This is a genomic window from Streptomyces sp. NPDC097981 (assembly GCF_040302565.1).
Lineage (GTDB): Bacteria > Actinomycetota > Actinomycetes > Streptomycetales > Streptomycetaceae > Streptomyces.
Map to the genome: position 1 here is coordinate 297,642 of NZ_JBEORW010000002.1, position 22,367 is coordinate 320,008.

Genomic DNA, 22,367 nt, shown 5'->3' on the forward strand with positions numbered 1-22,367 from the left:
CGCCATCGACCGAACAATCGGTTGGTGAGGCGCCTCACTCCCCGGCCACCGCCGGGGGGACCCCCAGGCACCGCCCTGCCCGCTTCCCACGAGGAGGTGTACGCCGCCATGACGGTCCAAGAGCTGCCCGGTGCCGGTGCGTCCTACCGATCCACCCCGCCGCCCGCCTGGAGGCCCCGTACGGATGCCGCCCCGCTGCTCCCGGACCCCGAGCCGTACCGGGTACTGGGCACGCCGGCCGCCGAGAAGCTCGACCCCGAGCTGATGCGCCGGTGCTACGCCGAGCTGGTGCGCGGCCGCCGTTACAACGCCCAGGCCACCGCCCTCACCCGGCAGGGCCGGCTCGCGGTCTACCCCTCCACCGTCGGACAGGAGGCCTGCGAGATCGCGGCCGCCCTCGTCCTGGAGGAGCAGGACTGGCTCTTCCCCAGCTACCGCGACACCCTCGCGGCCGTGGCGCGCGGACTCGACCCCGTCCAGGCGCTGACCCTGCTGCGCGGCGACTGGCACACCGGCTACGACCCGCGCGAGCACCGGATCGCCCCGCTCAGCACCCCGCTCGCCACCCAGCTGCCGCACGCGGTCGGCCTGGCGCACGCGGCCCGGCTGCGCGGCGACGACGTGGTCGCCCTCGCCCTGGTGGGCGACGGCGGCACCAGCGAGGGCGATTTCCACGAGGCGCTGAACTTCGCGGCCGTCTGGCAGGCCCCGGTCGTCTTCCTCGTCCAGAACAACGGCTTCGCGATATCCGTCCCGCTGGCCAAGCAGACCGCCGCCCCCACCCTGGCCCACAAGGCCGTCGGGTACGGCATGCCCGGCCGCCTCGTCGACGGCAACGACATCGCCGCGGTGCACGAGGTGCTGTCCGAGGCCGTCAGGCGGGCCCGGGTCGGCGGCGGACCGACGCTGATCGAGGCGGTCACGTACCGCATCGAGGCCCACACGAACGCCGACGACGCCACCCGCTACCGCGGTGACGCCGAGGTCGAGGCATGGAAGGCGCACGACCCGGTGGATCTGCTGGAGCGCGAGCTGACCGCGCGCGGACTGCTGGACGCGGCGGGCATCCAGGAGGCCAAGGACGCCGCCGAGGCGATGGCGGCGACGCTGCGCGAGCGGATGAACGCCGACCCCGTGCTCGACCCGATGGACCTGTTCGAAAACGTCTACGCGGAGCAGACCGGCCGGCTCCGCGAACAGGCGGAGATGCTGCGCGCCGAGCTTGAGGCGGAGGAGCAGTCGTGACCACGGTGGCGGCGAAGCCGGGCGTGAAGCCCGCGACGATGGCGCAGGCCCTGGGACGGGCCATGCGCGACGCCATGGCCGAGGACCCGACGGTCCACGTCATGGGTGAGGACGTCGGGACGCTGGGCGGGGTCTTCCGGATCACGGACGGCCTCGCGAAGGAGTTCGGCGAGGAGCGCTGCACGGACACGCCGCTCGCGGAGGCCGGGATCCTGGGCGCCGCGGTGGGCATGGCGATGTACGGGCTGCGGCCGGTCGTGGAGATGCAGTTCGATGCGTTCGCTTACCCGGCGTTCGAGCAGCTGATCTCGCACGTGGCGAAGATGCGCAACCGGACGCGCGGCGCGATGCCGCTGCCGATCACCATCCGGGTGCCGTACGGCGGCGGGATCGGCGGGGTGGAGCACCACAGCGACTCCTCCGAGGCGTACTACGTGGCCACCCCCGGCCTGCACGTGGTGACCCCGGCGACCGTCGAGGACGCGTACGGGCTGCTGCGCGCGTCGATCGCGAGCGACGACCCGGTGGTCTTCCTGGAGCCGAAGCGGCTGTACTGGTCGAAGGCGCAGTGGAACCCCGAGACGCCGACGGCCGTGCCGGGGATCGGGAAGGCACTCGTCCGGCGTACCGGCACGAGCGCGACGCTGATCACGTACGGGCCCTCGCTGCCGGTGTGCCTGGAGGCCGCCGAGGCGGCGCGCGAGGAGGGCTGGGACCTGGAGGTCGTCGACCTGCGCTCGCTCGTCCCCTTCGACGAGGAGACGGTCGTGGCGTCCGTACGCCGCACCGGGCGCGCGGTGGTGGTCCACGAGGCCAACGGCTTCGGCGGACCGGGCGCGGAGCTCGTCGCCCGCATCCAGGAGAAGTGCTTCCACCACCTGGAGGCGCCGGTGCTGCGGGTGACGGGCTTCGACATCCCGTACCCGCCGCCGATGCTGGAGAAGCACCATCTGCCCGGTGTGGACCGGATCCTGGACACCGTGGCCCGCCTGCAGTGGGAGAACTGATGGCGCAGGTAATGGAGTTCAAGCTCCCCGATCTCGGGGAGGGACTGACCGAGGCCGAGATCGTCCGCTGGCTGGTGGCGGTGGGCGACGTCGTCGCCGTCGACCAGCCGGTGGTCGAGGTCGAGACGGCCAAGGCGATGGTGGAGGTGCCGTGCCCGTACGGCGGTGTGGTCACCGCCAGGTTCGGGGAGGAGGGCACGGAACTCCCCGTCGGAGCACCGCTGATCACGGTGGCGGTGGGTGCGGGGGCGGACGAGACGGTGGAGCCCGAGGAATCCGGCTCGGGCAACGTCCTGGTGGGCTACGGGACGGACCACTCGCGCACGGCGCGTCGGAGGCGGGTGCGACCGGGCTCCGCAGCGCCGGCTCCTGCCGCCGTTCCCGTACCCGTTGCCGCTCCCGTGGCGGTGCCTGCAGCGGCGCCGGCCGCCACCGGTCCGGTGCCGGTGATCTCGCCGCTGGTGCGCAAGCTCGCCCGGGACCACGGGATCGACCTGCGCGCGCTGCGCGGGTCCGGGCCCGAGGGCCTGATCCTGCGGTCGGACGTCGAGGCGGCGCTCCGGGCACCGCAGCCGGCTCCCGTTCCCGTCACCGCCACCGCTCCGGCGGCCGCCGCGGCGGCCGGCGAGCGGGTGCCGCTGAAGGGCCTGCGGGGCGTGGTGGCCGAGAAGCTGTCGCGCAGCCGCCGGGAGATCCCGGACGCCACGTGCTGGGTCGACGCCGATGCGACCGAGCTGATGGCGGCGCGGGCCGCGATGAACGCCGCGGGCGGTCCGAAGATCTCGGTGCTCGCGCTGCTGGCCCGGATCTGCACGGCCGCGCTCGCGAAGTACCCGGAGCTCAACTCGACCGTGGACCTCGCGGCGAACGAGATCGTGCGGCTGCCGTCCGTGCACCTGGGCTTCGCCGCACAGACGGAGCGCGGTCTGGTGGTCCCGGTGGTCCGGGACGCCCAGACGCGCAACCCGGAGTCGCTGTCGGCCGAGTTCGCCCGGCTCACGGAGCTGGCCCGGACCGGGAAGCTGGCACCGGCGGACCTGACCGGCGGGACGTTCACCCTGAACAACTACGGGGTGTTCGGCGTCGACGGGTCCACGCCGATCATCAACCACCCGGAGGCGGCGATGCTCGGGGTGGGCCGGATCGTGGCGAAGCCGTGGGTGCACCGGGGTGAACTGGCCGTCCGCCAGGTCGTGCAGCTGTCGCTGACGTTCGACCACCGGGTGTGCGACGGCGGCACGGCCGGGGGCTTCCTCCGGTACGTCGCCGACTGCGTGGAGTCCCCGGCGGTGCTGCTCCGCTCTCTGTGACCGCGCGGCCGTGTCCTCACGGCGCCTGAAGCACCCGCTCCAGGGCCTCCCGGTGTCCCGGGAGGCCCTGGAGCGGTTCAACCGGTCAGACGGTCAACCGGTCAGCAGGAGCTTGCCCACGTGGGTGCTCGACTCCATGGTCCGGTGGGCCCCGGCCGCGTCCCGCATCGGGACGGTGGCGTGCACCACCGGGCGGACCCGGCCCGCCTCCACCAGCGGCCACACGTGCTCGCGCACGGCCGCGACGATGGCGGCCTTCTCCGCCGGCGGCCGTGCCCGCAGCGAGGTCGCCGTGATCGCCGCCCGCTTGGCCAGCAGGGCGCCCAGGTTGAGCTCGGCCTTCACCCCGCCCTGGAGCCCGATCACCGCGAGCCGCCCGTTGACGGCGAGGGCGTCCAGGTTCCGGGCCAGGTACTTGGCCCCCATGATGTCCAGGATCACGTCCGCCCCGGCGCCGCCCGTGGCGGCCCGCAGCTCCTCCACGAAGTCCTGCTCGCGGTAGTCGATCAGGATGTCCGCGCCCAGCTCCTTGCAGCGGGACAGCTTCTCCGGGCCGCCGGCGGTCACCGCCACCGTCGCGCCGACCGCCTTCGCCAGCTGGATCGCCATCGTGCCGATGCCGCTGGAGCCGCCGTGCACCAGCACGGTCTCGCCGGGGCGCAGATGGGCCACCATGAACACGTTCGACCACACGGTGCAGACCACCTCGGGCAGCGCCGCCGCCGTGATCAGGTCCACGCCGGCCGGGACCGGCAGCAGCTGCCCCGCCGGGACGGCGACCCGCTCCGCGTACCCGCCGCCGCTGAGCAGGGCGCACACCTCGTCGCCCGCCGCCCAGCCGGACACCCCCGGCCCGACGGCGGCGATCCGCCCCGAACACTCCAGGCCGGGGTAGCGGGAGGCGCCGGGCGGGGGATCGTAGAACCCCTGGCGCTGGAGGACGTCGGCGCGGTTCACGGCGCTCGCCGCGACGTCGACGAGGACCTCGCCCTCGCCGGCCACCGGATCGGGTACTTCGGCCCAGACGAGGGCCTCGGGGCCGCCGGGCTGTTCGATGGTGATCGCATGCATGGCCCGGAGGGTACGCCAGTCCCACCGGTCAGCCCGGCCGCCGGTCCGGAAGCGACGCTGGTCCGCAGGGCCGAGTGTCACCGGCGGTGAGGCGGCGGGGGCGGGCCATTGGGTCCTGGCCGCGCAGTTTCACGTGAAACATCCCCCGGAGACCCATGGCAGATCCAGGATCTCCAGGTCCTGCCCGTCGCGCGCGCCGTGCGGCGGTACGACGGCCAGCCCGTCGGCGGCGGCCACGCCGCGCAGCATCGCGGGACCGTGGTAGCGCAGCGGTACGGCGTGCTCGTCGGTCAGCAGGACGGGCACGAGCCGGGTGTCGTACGGGTGGCCGGGTACGTCGCCCTGCACCGGGACCGTGTACCGGGGGCGCTGGCGGCGGCCGGCGAGGGCCCGCAGCAGCGGTTCGGCGAGGGTCAGCAGCCCGGAGACGGCGGCGAGCGGGTTGCCGGGCAGGCCGACCAGGTGGCGGCCGCCCTCGCGGTCGCCGAGCCGGGCCAGCAGCATGGGGTGCCCGGGGCGTACGGCGACCCCGTCGACCAGCAGCTCGGCGCCGGCCTCGTGCAGGACGGGGTGGACGTGGTCGACGGGGCCGGAGGCCGTACCGCCGGTGGTGACGACCAGGTCGGCGTCGGAGCCGGTGACGGCGTCCAGCAGGGCCTTGGCCCCGGCGGGGTCGTCGCCGAGCCGCCGGGTGGCGGTGACCTCGGCGCCGAGCCGGGTGAGCCAGGGACCGAGCATGGGGCTGAGGGCGTCCCGGATCAGGCCGTCGTGCGGGCGGCCTTCGGTGAGCAGCTCGTCGCCGAGCACCATGATCTCGACGCGGGGCCGGGGCCGGGTGATGAGCTCGTCGTACCCGGCGGCCGCAGCGAGGCCCAGGACGGCCGGGGTGACGAGGGAGCCGGCGGGCAGCAGCAGGTCGCCGGATCGGCACTCCTGGCCCCGCGGGCGGATGTCCTGGCCGGTGAGGACGGCCCGGTCGGCGTGGAGCTGGGTGCCGGACTCGCGGGAGTGCTCGCTGCGGATCACCGCGGTGGTGTCGGCGGGGATCCGGGCGCCGGTGGCGATCCGTACCGCCTCGCCGTCGGCCAGCGGCTCGGGCCGGCCGGAGCCTGCAAGCACGCCGCCGCCGGGGCGGACGGTCCAGGGGCCGGGGCCGGCGACGGCCCAGCCGTCCATGGCGGAGGTGTCGAAGGACGGCAGGTCGGTGAGGGCGTCCAGGGACTGGGCCAGCACCTCGCCGAGCGCGTCCGCGAGGGGGATCCGGTGGGTGCGGGGCCGGATGCCGGATCCGGCTCGGGCGGCGGTCTCCCGGGCGTCCGGCCAGGAGACGGCGCGGTGGCCGGCGGCCGCGCCGGACCGGGGGTCGCGGCTGACGAGGGCCAGGGCCTCGTCGAGGGCCCGCAGGGCGTGGTCGGCGTCGGTGGGGGTCATCCTGAGCCGTTCTCTTCGGCCGCGGCCTCGGCTTCGGCGGCCCAGCGCAGGGCCAGGTCGGCGGCCTTGCGGGAGGCCTCGGCGACGGCGGTGGCGGGGTCGGTGCCGGTGGCTTCGGCCCGGGCGGCCGCGTATCCGACCAGGAAGGTGGTCAGGGGGGCGGCAGGCCGGGCGACGCCGTGCGCGGCGTCGCGGGCGAGGTCGAGCAGGGTCTTGGTGTCGACGGGGAGGTCGATGTCCAGCTCGGTCTTGACGGCGGTGATCCATTGGTCCAGCACGTTTCCATGCTCCCTGATCCGGGCGCGGGCGATTGCGAGATCATCCCAGGTGTCGCAGTCGAACGAGGCGAGGGGCGCGGTGTCCGTCACCTTGGCCAGCGCCAGCTCGGCGGTGAGGGTGCGCAGCGGGAGGCCGGAGAGGCTGCCGTGCTCGGTCGCCAGGAGGGCGATCTCGCGGCGCAGGGGTTCGGCGCGGTAGGCCGCGACGAGGGGCTGGTCGCGGCCGCCGGGGTCGCGCAGCAGGGCGCCGTCGCCGTCGGCGGCGGGGGCGCGCAGCAGGGCCTGGACCGTGGCCCGGTCGAGGAAGGGCAGATCGGCGGAGAGTACGAGGACCAGCTCGGCGGTGGTCGCGCGCAGACCGGCGTCCAGGGCGGCCACGGGGCCGGCGCCGGGCGGGTCCTCCAGGGTCCAGCGGACCGGGCGCGCGGTGGGGCGGCGGCCGCCGACCACGACGGTGGTCGCGGCGTCGGCGCAGGCGTCGAGGACGCGGTCGAGGAGGGCGCGGCCGCCGACGTGGAGGGCGGGTTTGTCCGCGCCTCCGAGGCGGCGGGCCGCTCCGCCGGCCAGGACGATTGCGTCGTAGCTCATGCCCCCGAGTATGCGCGGGCCATGTCTCCTGTGGGGAGCTGTACTTGCCCGGTCCCCACCCCGGGGCCGGGATGGGGACGCGGACCGGGGCCCGGACGGGTCCGGGCCCCGGGTTGCGCCGTTACAGGTACGGACCCGAGCGGATGGCTCCGTGGCCGTCTTCCTCGTCCGTCGGGGCGCCCGGGGGCAGGGCGCGGCGCATCTGCTCCAGCTGGGCCCGCGCGGCCATCTGCTGCGCGAACAGAGCCGTCTGGATGCCGTGGAACAGGCCCTCCAGCCAGCCAACCAACTGGGCCTGGGCGATGCGCAGTTCCGCTTCCGACGGAATGGCCTCCTCGGTGAACGGGAGGGAGAGGCGCTCCAGTTCCTCGACCAGCTCCGGAGCCAGACCGTCCTCCAGCTCCTTCACGGACGCTGCATGGATGTCCTTGAGACGGACCCGGCTGGCCTCGTCCAGAGGTGCGGCGCGGACCTCTTCCAGAAGTTGCTTGATCATGCTGCCGATCCGCATGACCTTGGCGGGCTGTTCGACCATCTCCGTCACCGGGACCTCGCGCGACTCGTCATCGGCGCCGCCGACCGCCGACCCGTCCTGTCCCACGATCAGGACGTGCGGGGGGCTGTCCTGCGACCGTTCACTCCTCGGCATCTCCATGCCGCTCATTCTCTCGCACACCGTCGTACTCACACGGTGTGCCCCCGTACAGACGTGATCCACCCTGTACGGGGGCGTGAACGCACCGTGACCGTCAGCCTGCCGCGCGCCGGGCCAGTGCGCCGCTCGACTTCGTGACGAGGGCCGCCAGCAGGGCCGCGCCCAGCGGGACCAGGACCAGCAGGCCGCCGAGGGTTTCCCACGGCACCGCGATCGGCACGTAGAGCACGTCGTCGGCGCCGCCGGCCATCTCCAGGAGGTGTTCCGTCTCGCGCCGCTGGACGAGCCGCAGGCCGACCGCCGGCAGGATGCCCGCCGCCGTGCCCAGGACCACGCCCATCAGGGCCACCACCCCGCACTGGAAGCCGCTGAGGGTGCGCCGTACCCGTGGCGGCGCACCGACCGCCGCCAGGGTCTTCAGATCGGCCTCGGCGTCGGCCTGGGCGAGTCCGGTGGCGATGCCGGCCGCGCCGATGGTGACCAGACCGGCGAAGACGGTGAGGGCCAGCATGCCCACGTCCGGCTTGGCCTGGTAGCCGGCCTCGATGGTGACGGGGGCCTCCACGCCGATCTGGTCGATCCGCGCGGCCACCCGCTGCTTCTGCCGGCTGTCGGCCGTGCCGTCCAGGGTGAAGTACGAGGCGAACGGCAGGGTGGTCAGCCCGGCGCTCTTGGCTGCGGCGGGCGGCAGGACGAGCTCGATGCCGTACCCCTCGGCGGTGTCGGCCGCCTGGTGGACGGCGAAGACCTTGTCCTCGCCCTTCGGGTCGACCCCCCGCTCGAAGGTGTCGCTCTTGTTGTCGATCAGCCGTACGGTGACCTTGCCGTCCTTGACGTTGTTCTTCTCGAACGAGACGCCCTTGCCCTCCTTCAGGGCGGCCACCGCGCCCGGATCGGTGACCGCGAGCGCCGTCAGCAGCTTCTCGTCGGCGACGACCACGACGAACTGCGCGGAGTGGCGCTTGAACCGGCACCTCGGGTCCTTGCGCAGGGCCTTCCTCTCCGCCTGGCTGAACGCGTCGGGCCCGTCCGCGCCCTCGTAGAGCGGGCAGCGCTGCTCCTTGGGCCGCATGATCTCGGCCCGGCCGCAGCCTTCGCGACCGGTGAACTTCTCGCAGCCGGGCTTGCCGTACGAGATGTAGTCCACGTCCGCCCGTACGGCCAGCGGGAGTTCCTGCGTCACCGCCTCGCGGACGGCGCCCATGTCCTTGCCGCGGCCGAGCTCGTGGATGGCCACCATTCCCGCGCCGTCCGGGAGATCGGCGACGTACTCGTGGCGGGCCTGCAGCTCCATGCTGTGCTCGTACGTGGCCACCGCGACGGTGCCGGCGACGGCGGCCAGGACGGCGGCCACGGCGGGGGCCGTACGGCCCCGGTTGCGGACGGCGTCGCGCAGTGCGAGCCGCGGCGACAGCGGCAGCCAGCGCCCGAGCCGCCCGAACAGGCCGACCAGCACCGGGGTGAGGGCGACGATGCCGAGCTCGGCGATGGCGCTGCCGCCCGCGACGACGGTGGCGCCCATCCGGGAGGCCGTGCCGTAGAGGGCGATCGCGGCGCCGACGGCGAGGGCGATCAGGCCGATGACGGGCAGCACCCGGTTGGCCCGGCGGACCCCGCGACGGCCGGTCAGCGAGGCCAGCACGGTCTGCCGGGAGGCGGTGACGGCCGGGGCGATCGCGGCCAGCAGACCGGTCACGACGGCGAGCAGGGCGATAGCGAGGATCTCCAGCGGGCGGAACGTGAATCCGCCGAAGCGCGCGCCGAGATACTCCTCCAGCACCGGCCGCAGCCCCACGGTGAGGGCGACGCCGAGGACGGTGCCGCTGACGGCGGCCGCGGCGCCGATGACGAGGCCGCCGGAGAGCACGATGGCCCGGATGTGGCGCCGGTCGCCGCCGTTGGCGCCGACCAGGCCGAGCTGGCGGCGCGAGCGCCGGGCGCCGACCGCGAAGGCGGGCCCGGCCAGCAGGCAGATCTCCAGCATCGCGAGGCCTACGACCGTGGCCAGGACGGCCAGTTCGGTGACCGGGAGCTTGTCCTTCGGGCTGTAGTAGCCCAGTTCCTTCTGCTGGGCGATGTACGGCACCTCGGACTCGGCCGGCGGGTCGAGCTGGACCGCGCGGGAGACGACCAGCACGCTCTTCGCGTTGAGCGCCTTGACCGTGTTCCACGTGAAACCATCGCCGCCGACCTTGACCAGGTAGGTGTCGGTGGCGACGACCCCGGGGACCCCGGCGGCCTGGAAGGCCTTGTCGAGCGGGGCCAGCAGGGTGCCGGGCGGGGCGAGGACCTCGGGCTTCTTGAGCTCGGAGGGCATCTCGTACGCGCCCACGATCCGGTACCAGGTGTCCGATCCGCGCGCGCGGAACTCGGAGCCCACGAAGAAGCCGGATTCCTGCAGGAAGGCGGCCGTGGCGACGACCTCGCCCGCTTCCTGCGGCAGCCGTCCGCGCTTCATCTCGATCATGCCCTTGACCAGCGGGCTGGCCGCGTCGATCTCCCGCAGATCGGTGTCCAGCAGGCCGTACCGGGTGCGGATCTTGGTGTGCGCCGTGCTGTCTTTGAGGGTCTGGGCGCCCGCCGGGATCACCGAGGGGACGAGGTTCGGCGTCGGCTCCGCGCCGGGGTTGTACTTGTCGAAGCCGCCGACGGGCATCGAGTTCCTGCCCGAGACGTCCTGGTAGACAGGCCCGGCGAGTTCCGATTGGCTCAACCGGGCGTCCGCCGCGCCGATCTGACGGGACACCGTCTGCTCGGGGGAGAGCTGGGCGCTGCGCGTGGTGAGGTCGGCGGCGCTCACGCCGACGATCGGCAGGGCGATCATCGCGAGGACGAGGGCACTGCGGCCCTTGGCGCGCCAGGCGTCGCGACGGGCGATCCGGATCGCTGCGATCCACCCGTGGTACGAGGACTTCACCAGCTGCCCGCCTGCCCCGAGAGCAGCGAGTCGGCGCCCTGGTGGCGCAGGGTCTCGTCGACCACGCTGCCGTCGCGCAGGAAGACCACGCGGTCCGCCCAGGCGGCGAACCGCGGTTCGTGGGTGACGAGGATCCCGGCCGCGCCCGCATCGCAGCGGGAGCGCAGCAGGGCGAGGACGGATTCGCCGGTCTCGGAGTCGAGGGCGCCCGTGGGCTCGTCGGCCAGGACCAGGCGGCGGTCGCCGACGAGGGCGCGGGCGATGGCCACGCGCTGCTGCTGGCCGCCGGACATCTCGTCGGGGAAGCGGTCGGCGAGCTGTCCGAGGCCCATCTCCTCCAGGGCGGCCAGGGCCGAGACGCGGGCCTTGCGGGCGGAGGTTCCGTCGAGTTCGCGGGGCAGGGCCACGTTCTCGGCGGCGGTGAGCGCCGGGATCAGGTTGTAGTCCTGGAAGACGTACCCGATGCTGCGGCGGCGCAGCGCGGCCAGTTGCTGGCGGCTCGCGGTGGTGATGTCGGTGCCCTCGACGACGACGCGGCCGCTGGTGGGCGTGTCGAGGCCGCCGGCCAGGGTGAGCAGCGTGGACTTGCCGGAGCCCGAGGGGCCCATGACGGCGACGAGTTCGCCGGGGTACACGGCCAGGTCGATGCCGCGCAGGGCGTGCACCTCGGTGGCGCCGCTGCCGTGCGTGCGGACGAGCTTGTCGAGCTGGAGGACGGGCCGTGCGGCCTGGGCGGGCGGTACGGGCCGTATGTGGGGTGTGGAGTGCTGGTCAGGCATGGGGTCCCCCCTGGGACGGTGGTGGCGTCAGCTCCGCGGCGTGCGGGAGGCGCGGGGCTGCGGTGCGGTGTCGGCGACTGCGTTGGTGTCGGCGGCCTGCGTCGGGTCGGGCTCGGCTCTCCGTTCGGCCGGCAGGGAGAGCCGTACGAGGCGTGCCTCGGAGTGGTCGAGCCAGCGGGCCTCGGCCTCGGTCTGGAAGATCAGCTGTTCCAGGACCAGCAGCCAGGCCACGTCGTCGCGTTCGCGGGACGTGCCGCTCTCGATCGAGGCGAGGGCCTGGGCCTTGAGCCGGGTGTAGTCCTGCATCGCCTTGATCGTGGCGTGCCGCTGGGCCTGGATGACGGCGCGGATGTCCACGCCGGGGGCGCCCACGGCCATGGCGAGCTTGATGGACAGCTCGTCGCGGGGCGGGTTGGTGCGGTCGACGGGGCGCTCGTACCACTGGTGCAGTTCGGCGCGTCCGGTGTCGGTGATGGCGTAGAGGGTGTGCCCGGCGGTGTCCTCGCCGCCGGGTGCGACGAGTCCGTCGCGTTCCAGGCGGGCGAGGGTGGTGTACACCTGCCCGACGTTGAGCGGCCAGGTGGAGCCGGTGCGGGATTCGAACTCGGTGCGCAGCTGAGAGCCGTACCGAGGACCCCTTTCCAGCAGGGCGAGAAGGCCGTGACGGATCGACATACTCAGTATGTATACCGAGTATGTTCGACAGCGCAACCGTCCTGAGGCGTAGGCCGGAAGGGGGAGGAGCGGCTTCGTGTCCGGCTCCGGGCGGGTTCACAGGCCCTTGCGCAGCCGCATCCCGAGGTAGCCCAGCCCCAGCCCCATCAGGGCGAATCCGGTGCCGAGCGGCAGTATCCGGGTGGCCAGGTCGGCGGCGCGCTCGTTCGGCCCGGTGCCGATCGCGGTGACCACGGGCGGCGGGCTCGGCGCGACCTGCGAGACCGGCGGGACCGGGACAGGGACCAGCGGGACCGGCTTCGGCTGCTGCGGGGTGACCGGCCGGGGGTGGTGCGGGCGCACGGGCAGGGGCCGGGCCGCGAGCACGGTCTCCGGGTTCGCGGGCTCGGCCGTCGGCCGCCCGGGCCGCTCCCGCCCGACCCCGGCGGCGCTTCCGGCGAGCTCCTCGTACGCCTCGTGGGGTACGGCGGCCGCCGGATCGGTCTCGGTGTCGTCGGTCTTCGGGGCCCTGCCGGGAGCGGCGACCGCGCCGGCCGGGGCGGCCCGCGCCGGCCGGCGGGCGGCCGTGCCGGGCCCGACCGGGGACGGGGCGGTGGCGGACCGGGCGAACCAGGCGGCGGCAGGCCCGGCAGGCCCGGCAGGCCCGGCAGGCCCGGCAGGCCCGGCGGGCCCGGTGGAAGCGGTGGAAGCGGCGGAAGCGGCGGACGCGGCGGGGGACAGTGCGGCGGCGGCCACTGCGGCCCCGGCCAGCCAGCGGTGCACGCGGAGGCGTTGTGTCACGGGGCCCCTCCCGTCCCGAGCTGCCGAGATGTTTCGCTCAGGTTGGCACAACGGGGCATAACCGGCATTTCGGGCACACCGTCAAGGTCGCCCGGGATGCCGGGTGTGTCGCGAAGGGCGGCGCCGGCGCCGCCCGGAGGCCGTTGCGAAGGCTCCGGAGCGGCTCCCGGACCGCTCCGGACCGCTCCGGACTACTCCGGATTGCCGGTCGACACGGTCAACGTGTACTCCGTGCCTTCCTTGTCGATCTTGTCCCCGGCCCGGGGGTTCTGTTCGAGCACCGTGTCCTTGCCGTACACGGCCTCGTCCTTCTCGACGATCTTGTACTTGCCGCCGGAGGCCTGGATGCACGCCTTGACCGAGAGCAGGTTCTTGTAGGTCAGGTCCGGCGCCGAGTACTTGTTGGCGTCGTTGTAGGACTTGACCGGGTCCTTGCACTTGGCCGCGTCGATCGTGCGTGAGGGGTCCGGACCCTTGAAGCCGCCCTTGGCCGGGGCGGAGGCCGAGGCCGAGGCCGAGTTCGCGGGCGACGCGCCGCCGCCCTTGTCCTCGTCGCCGCCCATCGAGATCGCCGCGATCAGACCGCCGACGGCCAGCAGCGCCACCGCGATCGCACCCACGATCACCCGCGTGTTCCGCTGGTCGCCGCCCGCGGAACCCCGGCCGGCCGGGGCCGTGGTCGTCGCAGGCGAGATGGTGAACGGCGGCGGGGTCTGCGGCGCGTACTGCTGCTGGTGCGAGACCGGCTGCTGCTGGGGCGGGTACGCGTACCCGGGCTGCGTCTGCGCCATCGGCGGCGGGGTCGGCGCGTACGGGGAGGGCGGCGGGGTCGGCGCGTACGGCTGCTGCACCGACTGGGCCGGCGCGGCCTGGAACCCGGAGTCCACCGGCGGGAACACGGCCGAGCCCACGCCCGCCCCGCTGCCGCCCGTGTGCGAGCCGGGAACGATGACCGGGGCGCCGGTCTGACCCGCCGACAGCACCCGCGCGACCTCGTCGCGCATGGCGGCGGCCGTGGGGAAGCGCTCGTTCGGGTTCTTCTTCAGGGCACGCGCCACCAGTGCGTCCATCGCCGGGGTGACCGACCGGTTGATGGCGGACGGCGCGACCGGCTCCTCCTGCACGTGTGCGTACGCGATGGCCAGCGGGGAGTCGGCGTCGAACGGGATCCGGCCCGTCAGCAGCTGGAACAGCATGATGCCGACCGAGTACAGGTCGGAACGGGCGTCCACGGCGCGCCCCAGCGCCTGCTCCGGCGAGAGGTACTGCGGAGTGCCGACGACCATGCCGGTCTGCGTCATCGAGGTGACCCCCGACTGCATGGCCCGGGCGATGCCGAAGTCCATCACCTTGACCACGCCGCGCTTGGTCATCATCACGTTGCCGGGCTTGATGTCGCGGTGGACCAGGCCCATCTCGTGGCTGGTCTCCAGCGCGGCCAGCACGTCGGCCGTCACCTTCAGTGCCTTGTCCGCCGGCATCGCCCCGTACTGGCGGACGTCGGCGTCGAGCACGGAGCCGAGCGGCTGGCCCTCCACGTACTCCATGACGATGTACGGCATCACCGCGGCGTCGCCCGCGCCTGAGGGGAACGTCACTTCGCCTTCGCCCGTATCGAAGACGGAGACGATGTTCGTGTGCGACAGTTTCGCTACAGCCTGAGCCTCGCGGCGGAACCGCTCCCGGAAGGACTGTTCGCGGCCGAGGTCGCTGTGCAGGGTCTTGATGGCGACCTGGCGGTCGAGCGCGGAGTCGTACGCCAGGTAGACGGATGCCATGCCGCCGGCACCGAGCAAGTCCCTTAGCTGGTAACGGCCACCGGCCAGAGAGCCGCCTGCGTACTGGCCCTGAGTGCCGTCCTGGCTCATGACTGTTGCTTCCCCTCGGGATGTGTCCCTACGCGTCTGGCTGAGCGCATGTCGCGCCCAGTCTGCCGGAGGGCAAGCACACGTCAAGCCAGGTGCCCGTTCCGTGACCACACGCGTACACACGTGGATGTCCGGACGGCGACCTGTTGCGAGGCTGTAGCGTTCATCGGAGCACACGGAAAAAGGACCTACCGCGAAGCGGCGGCCGAGAGAGACGACGGCGAGGACTGATGGCACCCGAACCCGAGGGAAACGGCGCCGGGATGGCCGATGGTCCTGAGCATTGGGGCGCCGGCGGACTGGTGGGCGACGGGCGATACCGGCTCACCCACCGGCTGGGCCGCGGCGGCATGGCCGAGGTGTTCGCGGCCGAGGACGTCCGGCTGGGCCGGACCGTGGCCGTGAAGCTGCTGCGCCCCGATCTCGCGGAGGACCCGGTCTCCAAGGCCCGCTTCACTCGTGAGGCACAGTCGGTCGCCGGGCTCAACCACCACGCCGTCGTCGCCGTGTACGACTCCGGCGAGGACAAGGTCGGCCCCAGCACGGTCCCCTACATCGTCATGGAGCTGGTCGAGGGCCGCACCATCCGCGATCTGCTGATCAGCGCCGAGGCCCCGGGCCCCGAGCAGGCGCTCATCATCACCTCGGGCGTGCTGGAAGCCCTCGCGTACTCGCACCAGCACGGCATCGTGCACCGCGACATCAAGCCCGCGAACGTCATCATCACCGAGACCGGCGCGGTCAAGGTGATGGACTTCGGCATCGCCCGCGCCCTGCACGGCGCCCAGTCGACGATGACCCAGACCGGCATGGTCATGGGAACCCCGCAGTACCTGTCGCCCGAGCAGGCGCTCGGCAAGGCCGTCGACCACCGCTCCGACCTGTACGCGACCGGCTGTCTGCTCTACGAACTGCTCGCGCTGCGCCCCCCGTTCACCGGCGAGACCCCCCTGTCGGTGGTCTACCAGCACGTCCAGGACGCGCCGGTGCCGCCGTCGCAGCTGCCCGAGGGCCACCACATCCCGCAGGAGCTCGACGGCCTGGTCATGCGCTCCCTCGCCAAGGACCCGGACGACCGGTTCCAGAGCGCCGAGGAGATGCGCGGGCTGGTCCAGTACGCGCTCCAGATGCTGCACGACCAGGGGCCGAACACGGGCACCTGGAACACCGGCCCGGTCACCATGGCCCTGCCGCACGGCCGCGGTGGCGCGGCACAGACCACGGCCATGCCGGTGGGCCCGGCCGGCGGGCAGCAGAACTACGGGGCGCACGCCACGACCTCGCAGTTCCAGCAGCCGATGGTGCCGCCGCTGAACCCGGACGACGGCTCGGCCTTCCCCGGCGGGGGCGGGTACGACAACCACGGCCACGGCGGACCGGGCGGCCACGACGGCTACGAGGGCTACGAGGCCTACGACGACCGCGGCAGCAGCCGTTGGAAGCTGTGGCTGTTCGCGGTGCTGGCGATCGTCGCGATCGCGGGAGGCGTCGCGTACGCCGTCAACACCGTGTCGCACAAGAACAACGACAACAAGACTCCGGCCACCGTCCAGAGTTCCCAGAGCAGCCAGTCGAGCGCCCCGTCCGCGTCGCAGGACACCCCGTCGCACGATGCCCCGTCCACGCGCCCGTCGGAGGAGTTCTCGACGCCGCCGCCCCGCACCAAGTTCACCCCGAGCACCAGCCCGTCGCCTTCGCCTTCGGCCAGTTCGTCGCCGTCGGCGTCGTCCAGCCCGTCGAAGTCGCCGTCGCCGAAGCCGTCGGCGTCGAAGATCACGACTCCGCCGGTGGAGCCGCCGAATCCGCAAGTGGACGGATTCTAGGGCGTACGAGAACGGGCCCGGCGGAATTCGATTCCGCCGGGCCCGCGTGCGCGCATCGGTGAATGCGCAGCTCAGAGGGCATGCTGATACGCCCGGTCCGGATTCCCGGACCACGGGTGCACGGTGACGAATTGGGGTTCGATTCGCATGTGGACGGGGTCGAAGACCGCTCCGTCCACGAAATGCGGGACCGGACCGAACAGTTCGCGGCTCAGACGCGGTTCTCGGCCTGGAGCCGGGCCACGTACGCGGCGGCCTGGGAGCGGCGCTCCATGCCCAGCTTGGACAGCAGGCTGGAGACGTAGTTCTTGATGGTCTTCTCGGCCAGGTGCAGGCGCTCGCCGATGACGCGGTTGGTCAGGCCTTCGCCGATCAGGTCGAGGATCTTCCGCTCCTGCTCGGTGAGGTTGGCCAGGCGGTCGTCGCCCCTGCCGTTCTTGCCGTCGCGCAGCCGCTCCAGCACCCGCGCCGTGGCGACCGGGTCCAGCAGCGACTTGCCGGCCGCGACGTCCCGTACGGCGTTCAGCAGCTCATTGCCGCGGATCGCCTTGAGCACGTAGCCCGAGGCCCCCGCCATGATCGCGTCGAACAGTGCCTCGTCGTCGGCGAACGAGGTCAGCATCAGGCATTTGACGTCCTCGCTGTGCGAGCGGACCTCGCGGCAGACCTCCACTCCGCTGCCGTCCGGCAGGCGCACGTCGAGAACGGCCACGTCGGGGCGGGTGGCGGGGATGCGCGCCAAGGCGTCCGCGGCGGTACCGGCCTCGCCGACGATCTCGATGTCCTCTTCGACCGAAAGAAGCTCATGGACACCGCGACGTACCACTTCGTGGTCGTCCAGGAGGAATACCTTGATTTTTCCGTCTTCGCGCACGAACTCAGTTTCACACACTCACCCCTTCCCTGCCGTCGTTACCCGGGATAACGTGCCGTTGTTCCGGCCCCCTGCAAGGCTGTGACCAGTGATTGTTCCCCGCACTGCGGATTTACTTGGAAATCCAAGCAAAAACGCAGGTCAAGTGGGGTTTCGCAGTTATGCGGCGTACTGGGTAACGTGCTGTGCGCAGGGCACTTGCCGGGGCACCTGTCACGCTCGGATCCGCACACGAAGCGCACCCACCCCGTGCGCTGGTACGGATCCGGGTGAGCCGCACTGGACCCCGGAGAACCCGGGAGCCGGACCGACGGAGGAGCAACACGTGACCGTGGAGAGCACTGCCGCGCGCAAGCCGCGACGCAGCAGCGGCACCAAGCGGGCGGCAGGCGCGGCGAGCGCCCGCAAGACCGCCGCTGCCACCGCGCAGAACGCCGAGCCCCAGCTCGTACAGCTGCTGACGCCCGAAGGGGAACGGGTCAGCGCCGCAGACAATCCCGACGCTGCGGAGTTCTTGTCCTTCGTCGAGGACATCACCACCGAGGACCTGCGCGGGCTCTACCGCGACATGGTCCTGACCCGCCGTTTCGACGGCGAGGCGACGGCCCTGCAGCGCCAGGGCGAGCTGGGCCTGTGGGCCTCGCTGCTCGGGCAGGAAGCCGCCCAGATCGGCTCCGGCCGCGCGCTGCGCGACGACGACTACGTGTTCCCGACCTACCGCGAGCACGGTGTGGCCTGGTGCCGGGGTGTCGACCCGACGAATCTGCTCGGCATGTTCCGTGGTGTGAACCACGGCGGCTGGGACCCGAACACCAACAACTTCCACCTGTACACGATCGTCATCGGCTCGCAGACGCTGCACGCGACCGGTTACGCGATGGGTGTGGCCAAGGACGGCGCGGACTCCGCGGTCATCGCCTACTTCGGCGACGGCGCGTCCAGCCAGGGCGATGTCGCCGAGGCGTTCACCTTCTCGGCCGTCTACAACTCCCCCGTGGTGTTCTTCTGCCAGAACAACCAGTGGGCGATCTCCGAGCCGACCGAGCGCCAGATGCGCGTGCCGCTGTACCAGCGCGCCCAGGGCTTCGGCTTCCCCGGCGTCCGCGTGGACGGCAACGACGTCCTGGCCTGCCTGGCGGTCACCCGCTGGGCGCTGGAGCGGGCGCGCCGCGGCGAGGGCCCGACCCTGGTCGAGGCGTTCACGTACCGCATGGGAGCGCACACCACCTCCGACGACCCGACGAAGTACCGCCGGGACGAGGAGACCCAGGCCTGGGAGGCGAAGGACCCGATCCTGCGCCTGAAGACCTACCTGCTGGCGAGCGGCGGGGCCGACGAGGCCTTCTTCGAGGCCCTGGAGGCCGAGAGCGAGGTGCTGGGCAAGCGGGTGCGCGAGGTCGTGCGCGCCATGCCCGACCCGGACACGATGGCGATCTTCGAGAACGTCTACGCGGACGGGCACGCGCTCGTCGACGAGGAGCGCGCCCAGTTCGCCGCCTACCTCGCGTCCTTCGAGGAGGGTCACTGATGGCTGTCGAGAAGATGTCGATCGCGAAGGCGCTCAACGAGTCCCTGCGCAAGGCCCTGGAGTCGGACCCGAAGGTCCTGATCATGGGCGAGGACGTCGGCAAGCTGGGCGGTGTCTTCCGGATCACCGACGGTCTGCAGAAGGACTTCGGCGAGGAGCGGGTCATCGACACCCCGCTCGCCGAGTCCGGCATCGTCGGCACGGCGATCGGCCTGGCACTGCGCGGCTACCGCCCGGTGGTGGAGATCCAGTTCGACGGATTCGTCTTCCCCGCGTACGACCAGATCGTCACGCAGCTCGCGAAGATGCACGCGCGGGCGCTGGGCAAGGTCAAGATGCCCGTCGTCGTGCGCATCCCGTACGCGGGCGGCATCGGCGCGGTGGAGCACCACTCGGAGTCCCCCGAGGCGCTGTTCGCGCACGTCCCGGGTCTGAAGGTGGTCTCCCCGTCGAACGCGAGCGACGCCTACTGGATGCTCCAGCAGGCGATCCTCAGCGACGACCCGGTGATCTTCTTCGAGCCGAAGCGGCGCTACTGGGACAAGGGTGAGGTCGACACCGACGCGATCCCGGACGCCCTGCACGCGGCGCGGGTGGCCCGGGAGGGCTCGGACATCACCCTGGCGGCCTACGGCCCGATGGTGAAGGTCTGCCTGGAGGCCGCGGCCGCGGCCGCCGAGGAGGGCAAGTCGGTGGAGGTCCTCGACCTGCGGTCGATGTCCCCCGTCGACTTCGACGGGATCCAGGCGTCGGTCGAGAAGACCCGCCGGCTCGTCGTCGTCCACGAGGCCCCGGTGTTCCTGGGGGTGGGCGCGGAGATCGCCGCCCGCCTCACGGAGCGGTGCTTCTACCACCTGGAGGCGCCGGTGCTGCGCGTGGGCGGATTCCACGCCCCGTACCCGCCGGCCCGCCTGGAGGACGAGTACCTGCCGGGCCTGGACAGGGTGCTCGACGCCGTCGACCGCTCGCTGGCGTACTGAGGAGAGCCCTGTGACCATCCGCGAATTCAAGATGCCCGATGTGGGCGAGGGCCTCACCGAGGCCGAGATCCTCAAGTGGTACGTCCAGCCGGGTGACACGGTCACCGACGGCCAGGTCGTCTGCGAGGTCGAGACGGCGAAGGCGGCCGTGGAGCTGCCGATCCCGTTCGACGGTGTCGTGCACGCGCTCCTCTTCGAGGAGGGCACCACGGTCGACGTCGGCCAGGTGATCATCTCCGTGCAGACGGGCCCGGCCGAGGCGGAGGCCCCGGCTGCCGCCGCCGTCGCCGCCCCCGCCGCCGCCGTCCCGGCCCCGGCCGAGGCCCCCGCCGAGGAGCCGGCGGCCCGCCAGCCCGTCCTGGTCGGCTACGGCGTCTCCCAGGCCTCCACGAAGCGCCGCCCGCGCAAGGCCGTGCCCGGTGCGCCCGCCGCGCCGGCCGCCCCCGCGGCCCTGCCCGCCGTACCGGCCCAGCCGCAGGCGGCCGCGCCCGCCGGGCTGAACGGCAACGGCCACGCCGGCGGGGAGCGCCCGCTGGCGAAGCCGCCGGTGCGCAAGCTGGCCAAGGACCTCGGGATCGACCTGGCCTCCGTGGTGCCCACCGGGGACGGCGGAACCGTGACCCGGGAGGACGTGCACGCCGCCGCGGCCGCGGTCACCCCGCAGGCCGTGGCCGCGCCGGCCGTGGCCGCAGCGGCTGTGGCCGCAGCCGTGCCCGTGCAGGCGCCGGCCGAGGCGAGCGCCCGGGAGACCCGTATCCCGGTCAAGGGCGTCCGCAAGGTCACCGCTCAGGCGATGGTCGGCTCGGCGTTCACCGCGCCGCACGTCACCGAGTTCATCACGTTCGACGTGACCCGCACGATGAAGCTTGTCCAGGAGCTCAAGGCCGATCCCGACCTGGCAGGGCTGCGCATCAACCCGCTGCTGCTCATCGCCAAGGCGGTGCTGGTGGCCGTCCGCCGCAACCCGGACGTCAACGCGTCCTGGGACGAGGCGGCCCAGGAGATCGTGCTCAAGCACTACGTCAACCTGGGCATCGCGGCGGCCACTCCCCGCGGGCTGATCGTCCCGAACATCAAGGACGCGCACGCCAAGACGCTGCCCGAGCTGTCGACGGCCCTGTCCGAGCTGGTCACCACGGCCCGCGACGGCAAGACCTCCCCGGCCGACATGCAGAACGGCACCATCACCATCACCAACGTCGGCGTCTTCGGCGTCGACACCGGTACGCCCATCCTGAACCCCGGCGAGTCCGCGATCCTCGCGGTCGGCGCGATCAAGCTCCAGCCGTGGGTCCACAAGGGCAAGGTGAAGCCGCGCCAGGTCACCACGCTGGCGCTGTCGTTCGACCACCGGCTCATCGACGGCGAGCTCGGCTCCCGCTTCCTGGCGGACATCGCGGCCGTCCTGGAGCACCCCCGCCGCCTCATCACCTGGTCGTAGGCATACCCGGTCGCAGCCGCGCATCCGAAGGCCCCCTCGCCACCGCACCGCGAGGGGGCCTTCGGCGTGCCGCCCCGGCTCGCCTTGGAGAAGCAGCGGAAATGCCTTGGCCAGGAGCTCCGTCCGGTGTGATCATCGCCGGATGATCTACCGCTCTGCGAGCGCAGACCCCGCCGACCTCGACCGCGCCGTCGCCTACCCGGCCGACGGGCCCGTCGAGGCCCTGTCCGCCGACACGATCCGCGAGGAGCTCGCCGCGAACCGGTTCCGTCCGGAGTGGACCTGGTTCGCCGAGGACGAGAACGGCGAGATCCAGGCCCGTGCACTGTGGTGGGGCCGGGCCGACAGCGAGCGGCCCATCGCGCTCGACTGCCTCCAGGTCCGCGCCGGCGTGGCCGACCCGGCGGGTGTCGCGGCGGCCCTGCTGGCCGCCGGGCACGAAGCCTTCGGGAACCTCCCGCTCTACAACGCCTCTCTGCCCGCGGACTGGCGTGACCTCCAGGACCTGGCCGAGGCCGTCGAGTGGCGGCGCGAGGCCGCGCAGCGGGCCGGCCTGACCCGCGAGATCGAGCGGCTGCGCTACGAGTGGACGCCGGCCGCCGGGACCGCCGAGCCCACCGGGAAGGTGGTCTTCCGGGAGGGCACGGACGAGGAGTTCCTCGAAGCCTTCGCCCGTCTGTCGGCCGGCAGCCTGGACGTGCACACGCAGGACGAGCTCCGCTCGATGGACGCCGAGCAGCTGGCCCGCGAGGACGTCGGGTTCTACCTCGACTGCCCCGGCGAGCGCTCCTGGTGGCGACTGGCCGAGCTGCCGGACGGGACCCTCGCCGGCCTGGCCGTCCCGTCGGCGACCCCGTACCACCGCAACGTCGGCTACCTGGGCGTCGTACCGGAGCAGCGCGGCCGGGGCCTGATCGACGAGATCCTGGCGGAGATCACCCGTTTCCACGCGGCCGCGGGCGCCGAGCGCATCACCGCGACCACGGACACCGTCAACACACCCATGGCCGCGGCCTTCGACCGCGCCGGCTACGAGGTCACGGAGATCCGCCTGATCCTGGAGGCGGCGTAGCGATGGGATGGGACTCAAAGGGGTGCTCTGACGCTTTCAGGAGGT

General features: G+C 72.8%; 18 protein-coding genes. 8 read left to right on the forward strand and 10 right to left on the reverse strand.

Features of this window, described 5'->3' with window-relative positions:
* The first annotated feature begins 108 nt into the window (after nucleotides 1-108).
* From pdhA (ABTY04_RS03055) to ABTY04_RS03065, 3 genes are read left to right on the forward strand one after another with little or no spacing between them, the layout of a single operon-like run.
* Nucleotides 109-1,245: a pyruvate dehydrogenase (acetyl-transferring) E1 component subunit alpha gene (pdhA, locus tag ABTY04_RS03055; RefSeq protein WP_352211531.1), complete on the forward strand. Its 1,137-nt coding sequence runs from the start codon at nucleotides 109-111 to the stop codon at nucleotides 1,243-1,245.
* 38 nt (nucleotides 1,246-1,283) lie between these two features.
* Nucleotides 1,284-2,252 (forward strand): alpha-ketoacid dehydrogenase subunit beta, encoded by a 969-nt coding sequence (locus ABTY04_RS03060; protein WP_352211599.1) that lies wholly within the window; start codon nucleotides 1,284-1,286, stop codon nucleotides 2,250-2,252.
* Nucleotides 2,252-3,562 carry a dihydrolipoamide acetyltransferase family protein gene (locus ABTY04_RS03065; protein ID WP_352211532.1) on the forward strand — a complete coding sequence of 437 codons (1,311 nt, stop codon included), beginning with the start codon at nucleotides 2,252-2,254 and terminating at the stop codon, nucleotides 3,560-3,562. Before ABTY04_RS03060 ends, ABTY04_RS03065 begins: the two co-directional genes overlap by 1 nt.
* Before the next feature lie 93 nt (nucleotides 3,563-3,655).
* On the opposite strand, the gene ABTY04_RS03070 is transcribed toward ABTY04_RS03065, so the two are convergent.
* The 9 genes from ABTY04_RS03070 to ABTY04_RS03110 form a co-directional block, all read right to left on the reverse strand.
* On the reverse strand, nucleotides 3,656-4,633 hold the full coding sequence (locus ABTY04_RS03070) for an NAD(P)H-quinone oxidoreductase (protein WP_352211533.1): 978 nt from the start codon (nucleotides 4,631-4,633) through the stop codon (nucleotides 3,656-3,658).
* 129 nt (nucleotides 4,634-4,762) lie between these two features.
* Complete coding sequence (locus ABTY04_RS03075; protein WP_352211534.1) at nucleotides 4,763-6,064, reverse strand: molybdopterin molybdotransferase MoeA; 1,302 nt, start codon at nucleotides 6,062-6,064, stop codon at nucleotides 4,763-4,765.
* Nucleotides 6,061-6,930, reverse strand: a complete 870-nt coding sequence (locus ABTY04_RS03080) for an NTP transferase domain-containing protein (RefSeq protein WP_352211535.1) — start codon at nucleotides 6,928-6,930, stop codon at nucleotides 6,061-6,063. The genes ABTY04_RS03075 and ABTY04_RS03080 overlap by 4 nt, the downstream gene beginning before the upstream one ends.
* Before the next feature lie 121 nt (nucleotides 6,931-7,051).
* Nucleotides 7,052-7,585, reverse strand: coding sequence for a bacterial proteasome activator family protein (locus ABTY04_RS03085; protein WP_352211536.1), 534 nt, complete (start codon nucleotides 7,583-7,585; stop codon nucleotides 7,052-7,054).
* Between the two features lie 94 nt (nucleotides 7,586-7,679).
* On the reverse strand, nucleotides 7,680-10,502 hold the full coding sequence (locus tag ABTY04_RS03090; protein ID WP_352211537.1) for an FtsX-like permease family protein: 2,823 nt from the start codon (nucleotides 10,500-10,502) through the stop codon (nucleotides 7,680-7,682).
* Nucleotides 10,499-11,281, reverse strand: a complete 783-nt coding sequence (locus ABTY04_RS03095; RefSeq protein WP_352211538.1) for an ABC transporter ATP-binding protein — start codon at nucleotides 11,279-11,281, stop codon at nucleotides 10,499-10,501. Before ABTY04_RS03095 ends, ABTY04_RS03090 begins: the two co-directional genes overlap by 4 nt.
* A 27-nt stretch (nucleotides 11,282-11,308) precedes the next feature.
* Nucleotides 11,309-11,956, reverse strand: coding sequence for a PadR family transcriptional regulator (locus ABTY04_RS03100; RefSeq protein WP_352211539.1), 648 nt, complete (start codon nucleotides 11,954-11,956; stop codon nucleotides 11,309-11,311).
* 96 nt (nucleotides 11,957-12,052) lie between these two features.
* Entirely contained in the window at nucleotides 12,053-12,736 is a 684-nt protein-coding gene (locus ABTY04_RS03105; protein WP_352211540.1) for a hypothetical protein, read from the reverse strand.
* A 191-nt stretch (nucleotides 12,737-12,927) separates the two neighbouring features.
* Nucleotides 12,928-14,604 (reverse strand): protein kinase domain-containing protein, encoded by a 1,677-nt coding sequence (locus tag ABTY04_RS03110; protein ID WP_352211541.1) that lies wholly within the window; start codon nucleotides 14,602-14,604, stop codon nucleotides 12,928-12,930.
* Nucleotides 14,605-14,834: 230 nt separating this feature from the next.
* On the opposite strand from ABTY04_RS03110, the gene ABTY04_RS03115 reads away from it, so the two are divergent.
* Complete coding sequence (locus ABTY04_RS03115; RefSeq protein ID WP_352211542.1) at nucleotides 14,835-16,427, forward strand: protein kinase domain-containing protein; 1,593 nt, start codon at nucleotides 14,835-14,837, stop codon at nucleotides 16,425-16,427.
* Nucleotides 16,428-16,638: 211 nt separating this feature from the next.
* Here ABTY04_RS03115 and ABTY04_RS03120 read toward each other — a convergent pair whose 3' ends face one another.
* On the reverse strand, nucleotides 16,639-17,301 hold the full coding sequence (locus ABTY04_RS03120; protein ID WP_352211543.1) for a response regulator: 663 nt from the start codon (nucleotides 17,299-17,301) through the stop codon (nucleotides 16,639-16,641).
* Between the two features lie 325 nt (nucleotides 17,302-17,626).
* Here ABTY04_RS03120 and pdhA (ABTY04_RS03125) point away from each other — a divergent pair, with 325 nt between their 5' ends.
* The 4 genes from pdhA (ABTY04_RS03125) to ABTY04_RS03140 all read left to right on the forward strand — a co-directional run bounded on the left by pdhA (ABTY04_RS03125) (nucleotide 17,627) and on the right by ABTY04_RS03140 (nucleotide 22,322).
* Complete coding sequence (pdhA, locus tag ABTY04_RS03125) at nucleotides 17,627-18,829, forward strand: pyruvate dehydrogenase (acetyl-transferring) E1 component subunit alpha (RefSeq protein WP_352211544.1); 1,203 nt, start codon at nucleotides 17,627-17,629, stop codon at nucleotides 18,827-18,829.
* On the forward strand, nucleotides 18,829-19,809 hold the full coding sequence (locus ABTY04_RS03130; RefSeq protein WP_352211545.1) for an alpha-ketoacid dehydrogenase subunit beta: 981 nt from the start codon (nucleotides 18,829-18,831) through the stop codon (nucleotides 19,807-19,809). The genes pdhA (ABTY04_RS03125) and ABTY04_RS03130 overlap by 1 nt, the downstream gene beginning before the upstream one ends.
* 31 nt (nucleotides 19,810-19,840) lie before the next feature.
* The gene (locus ABTY04_RS03135; protein WP_352211600.1) at nucleotides 19,841-21,250 is read left to right on the forward strand and encodes a dihydrolipoamide acetyltransferase family protein; all 1,410 of its coding nucleotides are present in this window, start codon (nucleotides 19,841-19,843) and stop codon (nucleotides 21,248-21,250) included.
* Nucleotides 21,251-21,392: 142 nt separating this feature from the next.
* Nucleotides 21,393-22,322 (forward strand): GNAT family N-acetyltransferase, encoded by a 930-nt coding sequence (locus tag ABTY04_RS03140; protein ID WP_352211546.1) that lies wholly within the window; start codon nucleotides 21,393-21,395, stop codon nucleotides 22,320-22,322.
* Nucleotides 22,323-22,367: the final 45 nt, after the last annotated feature.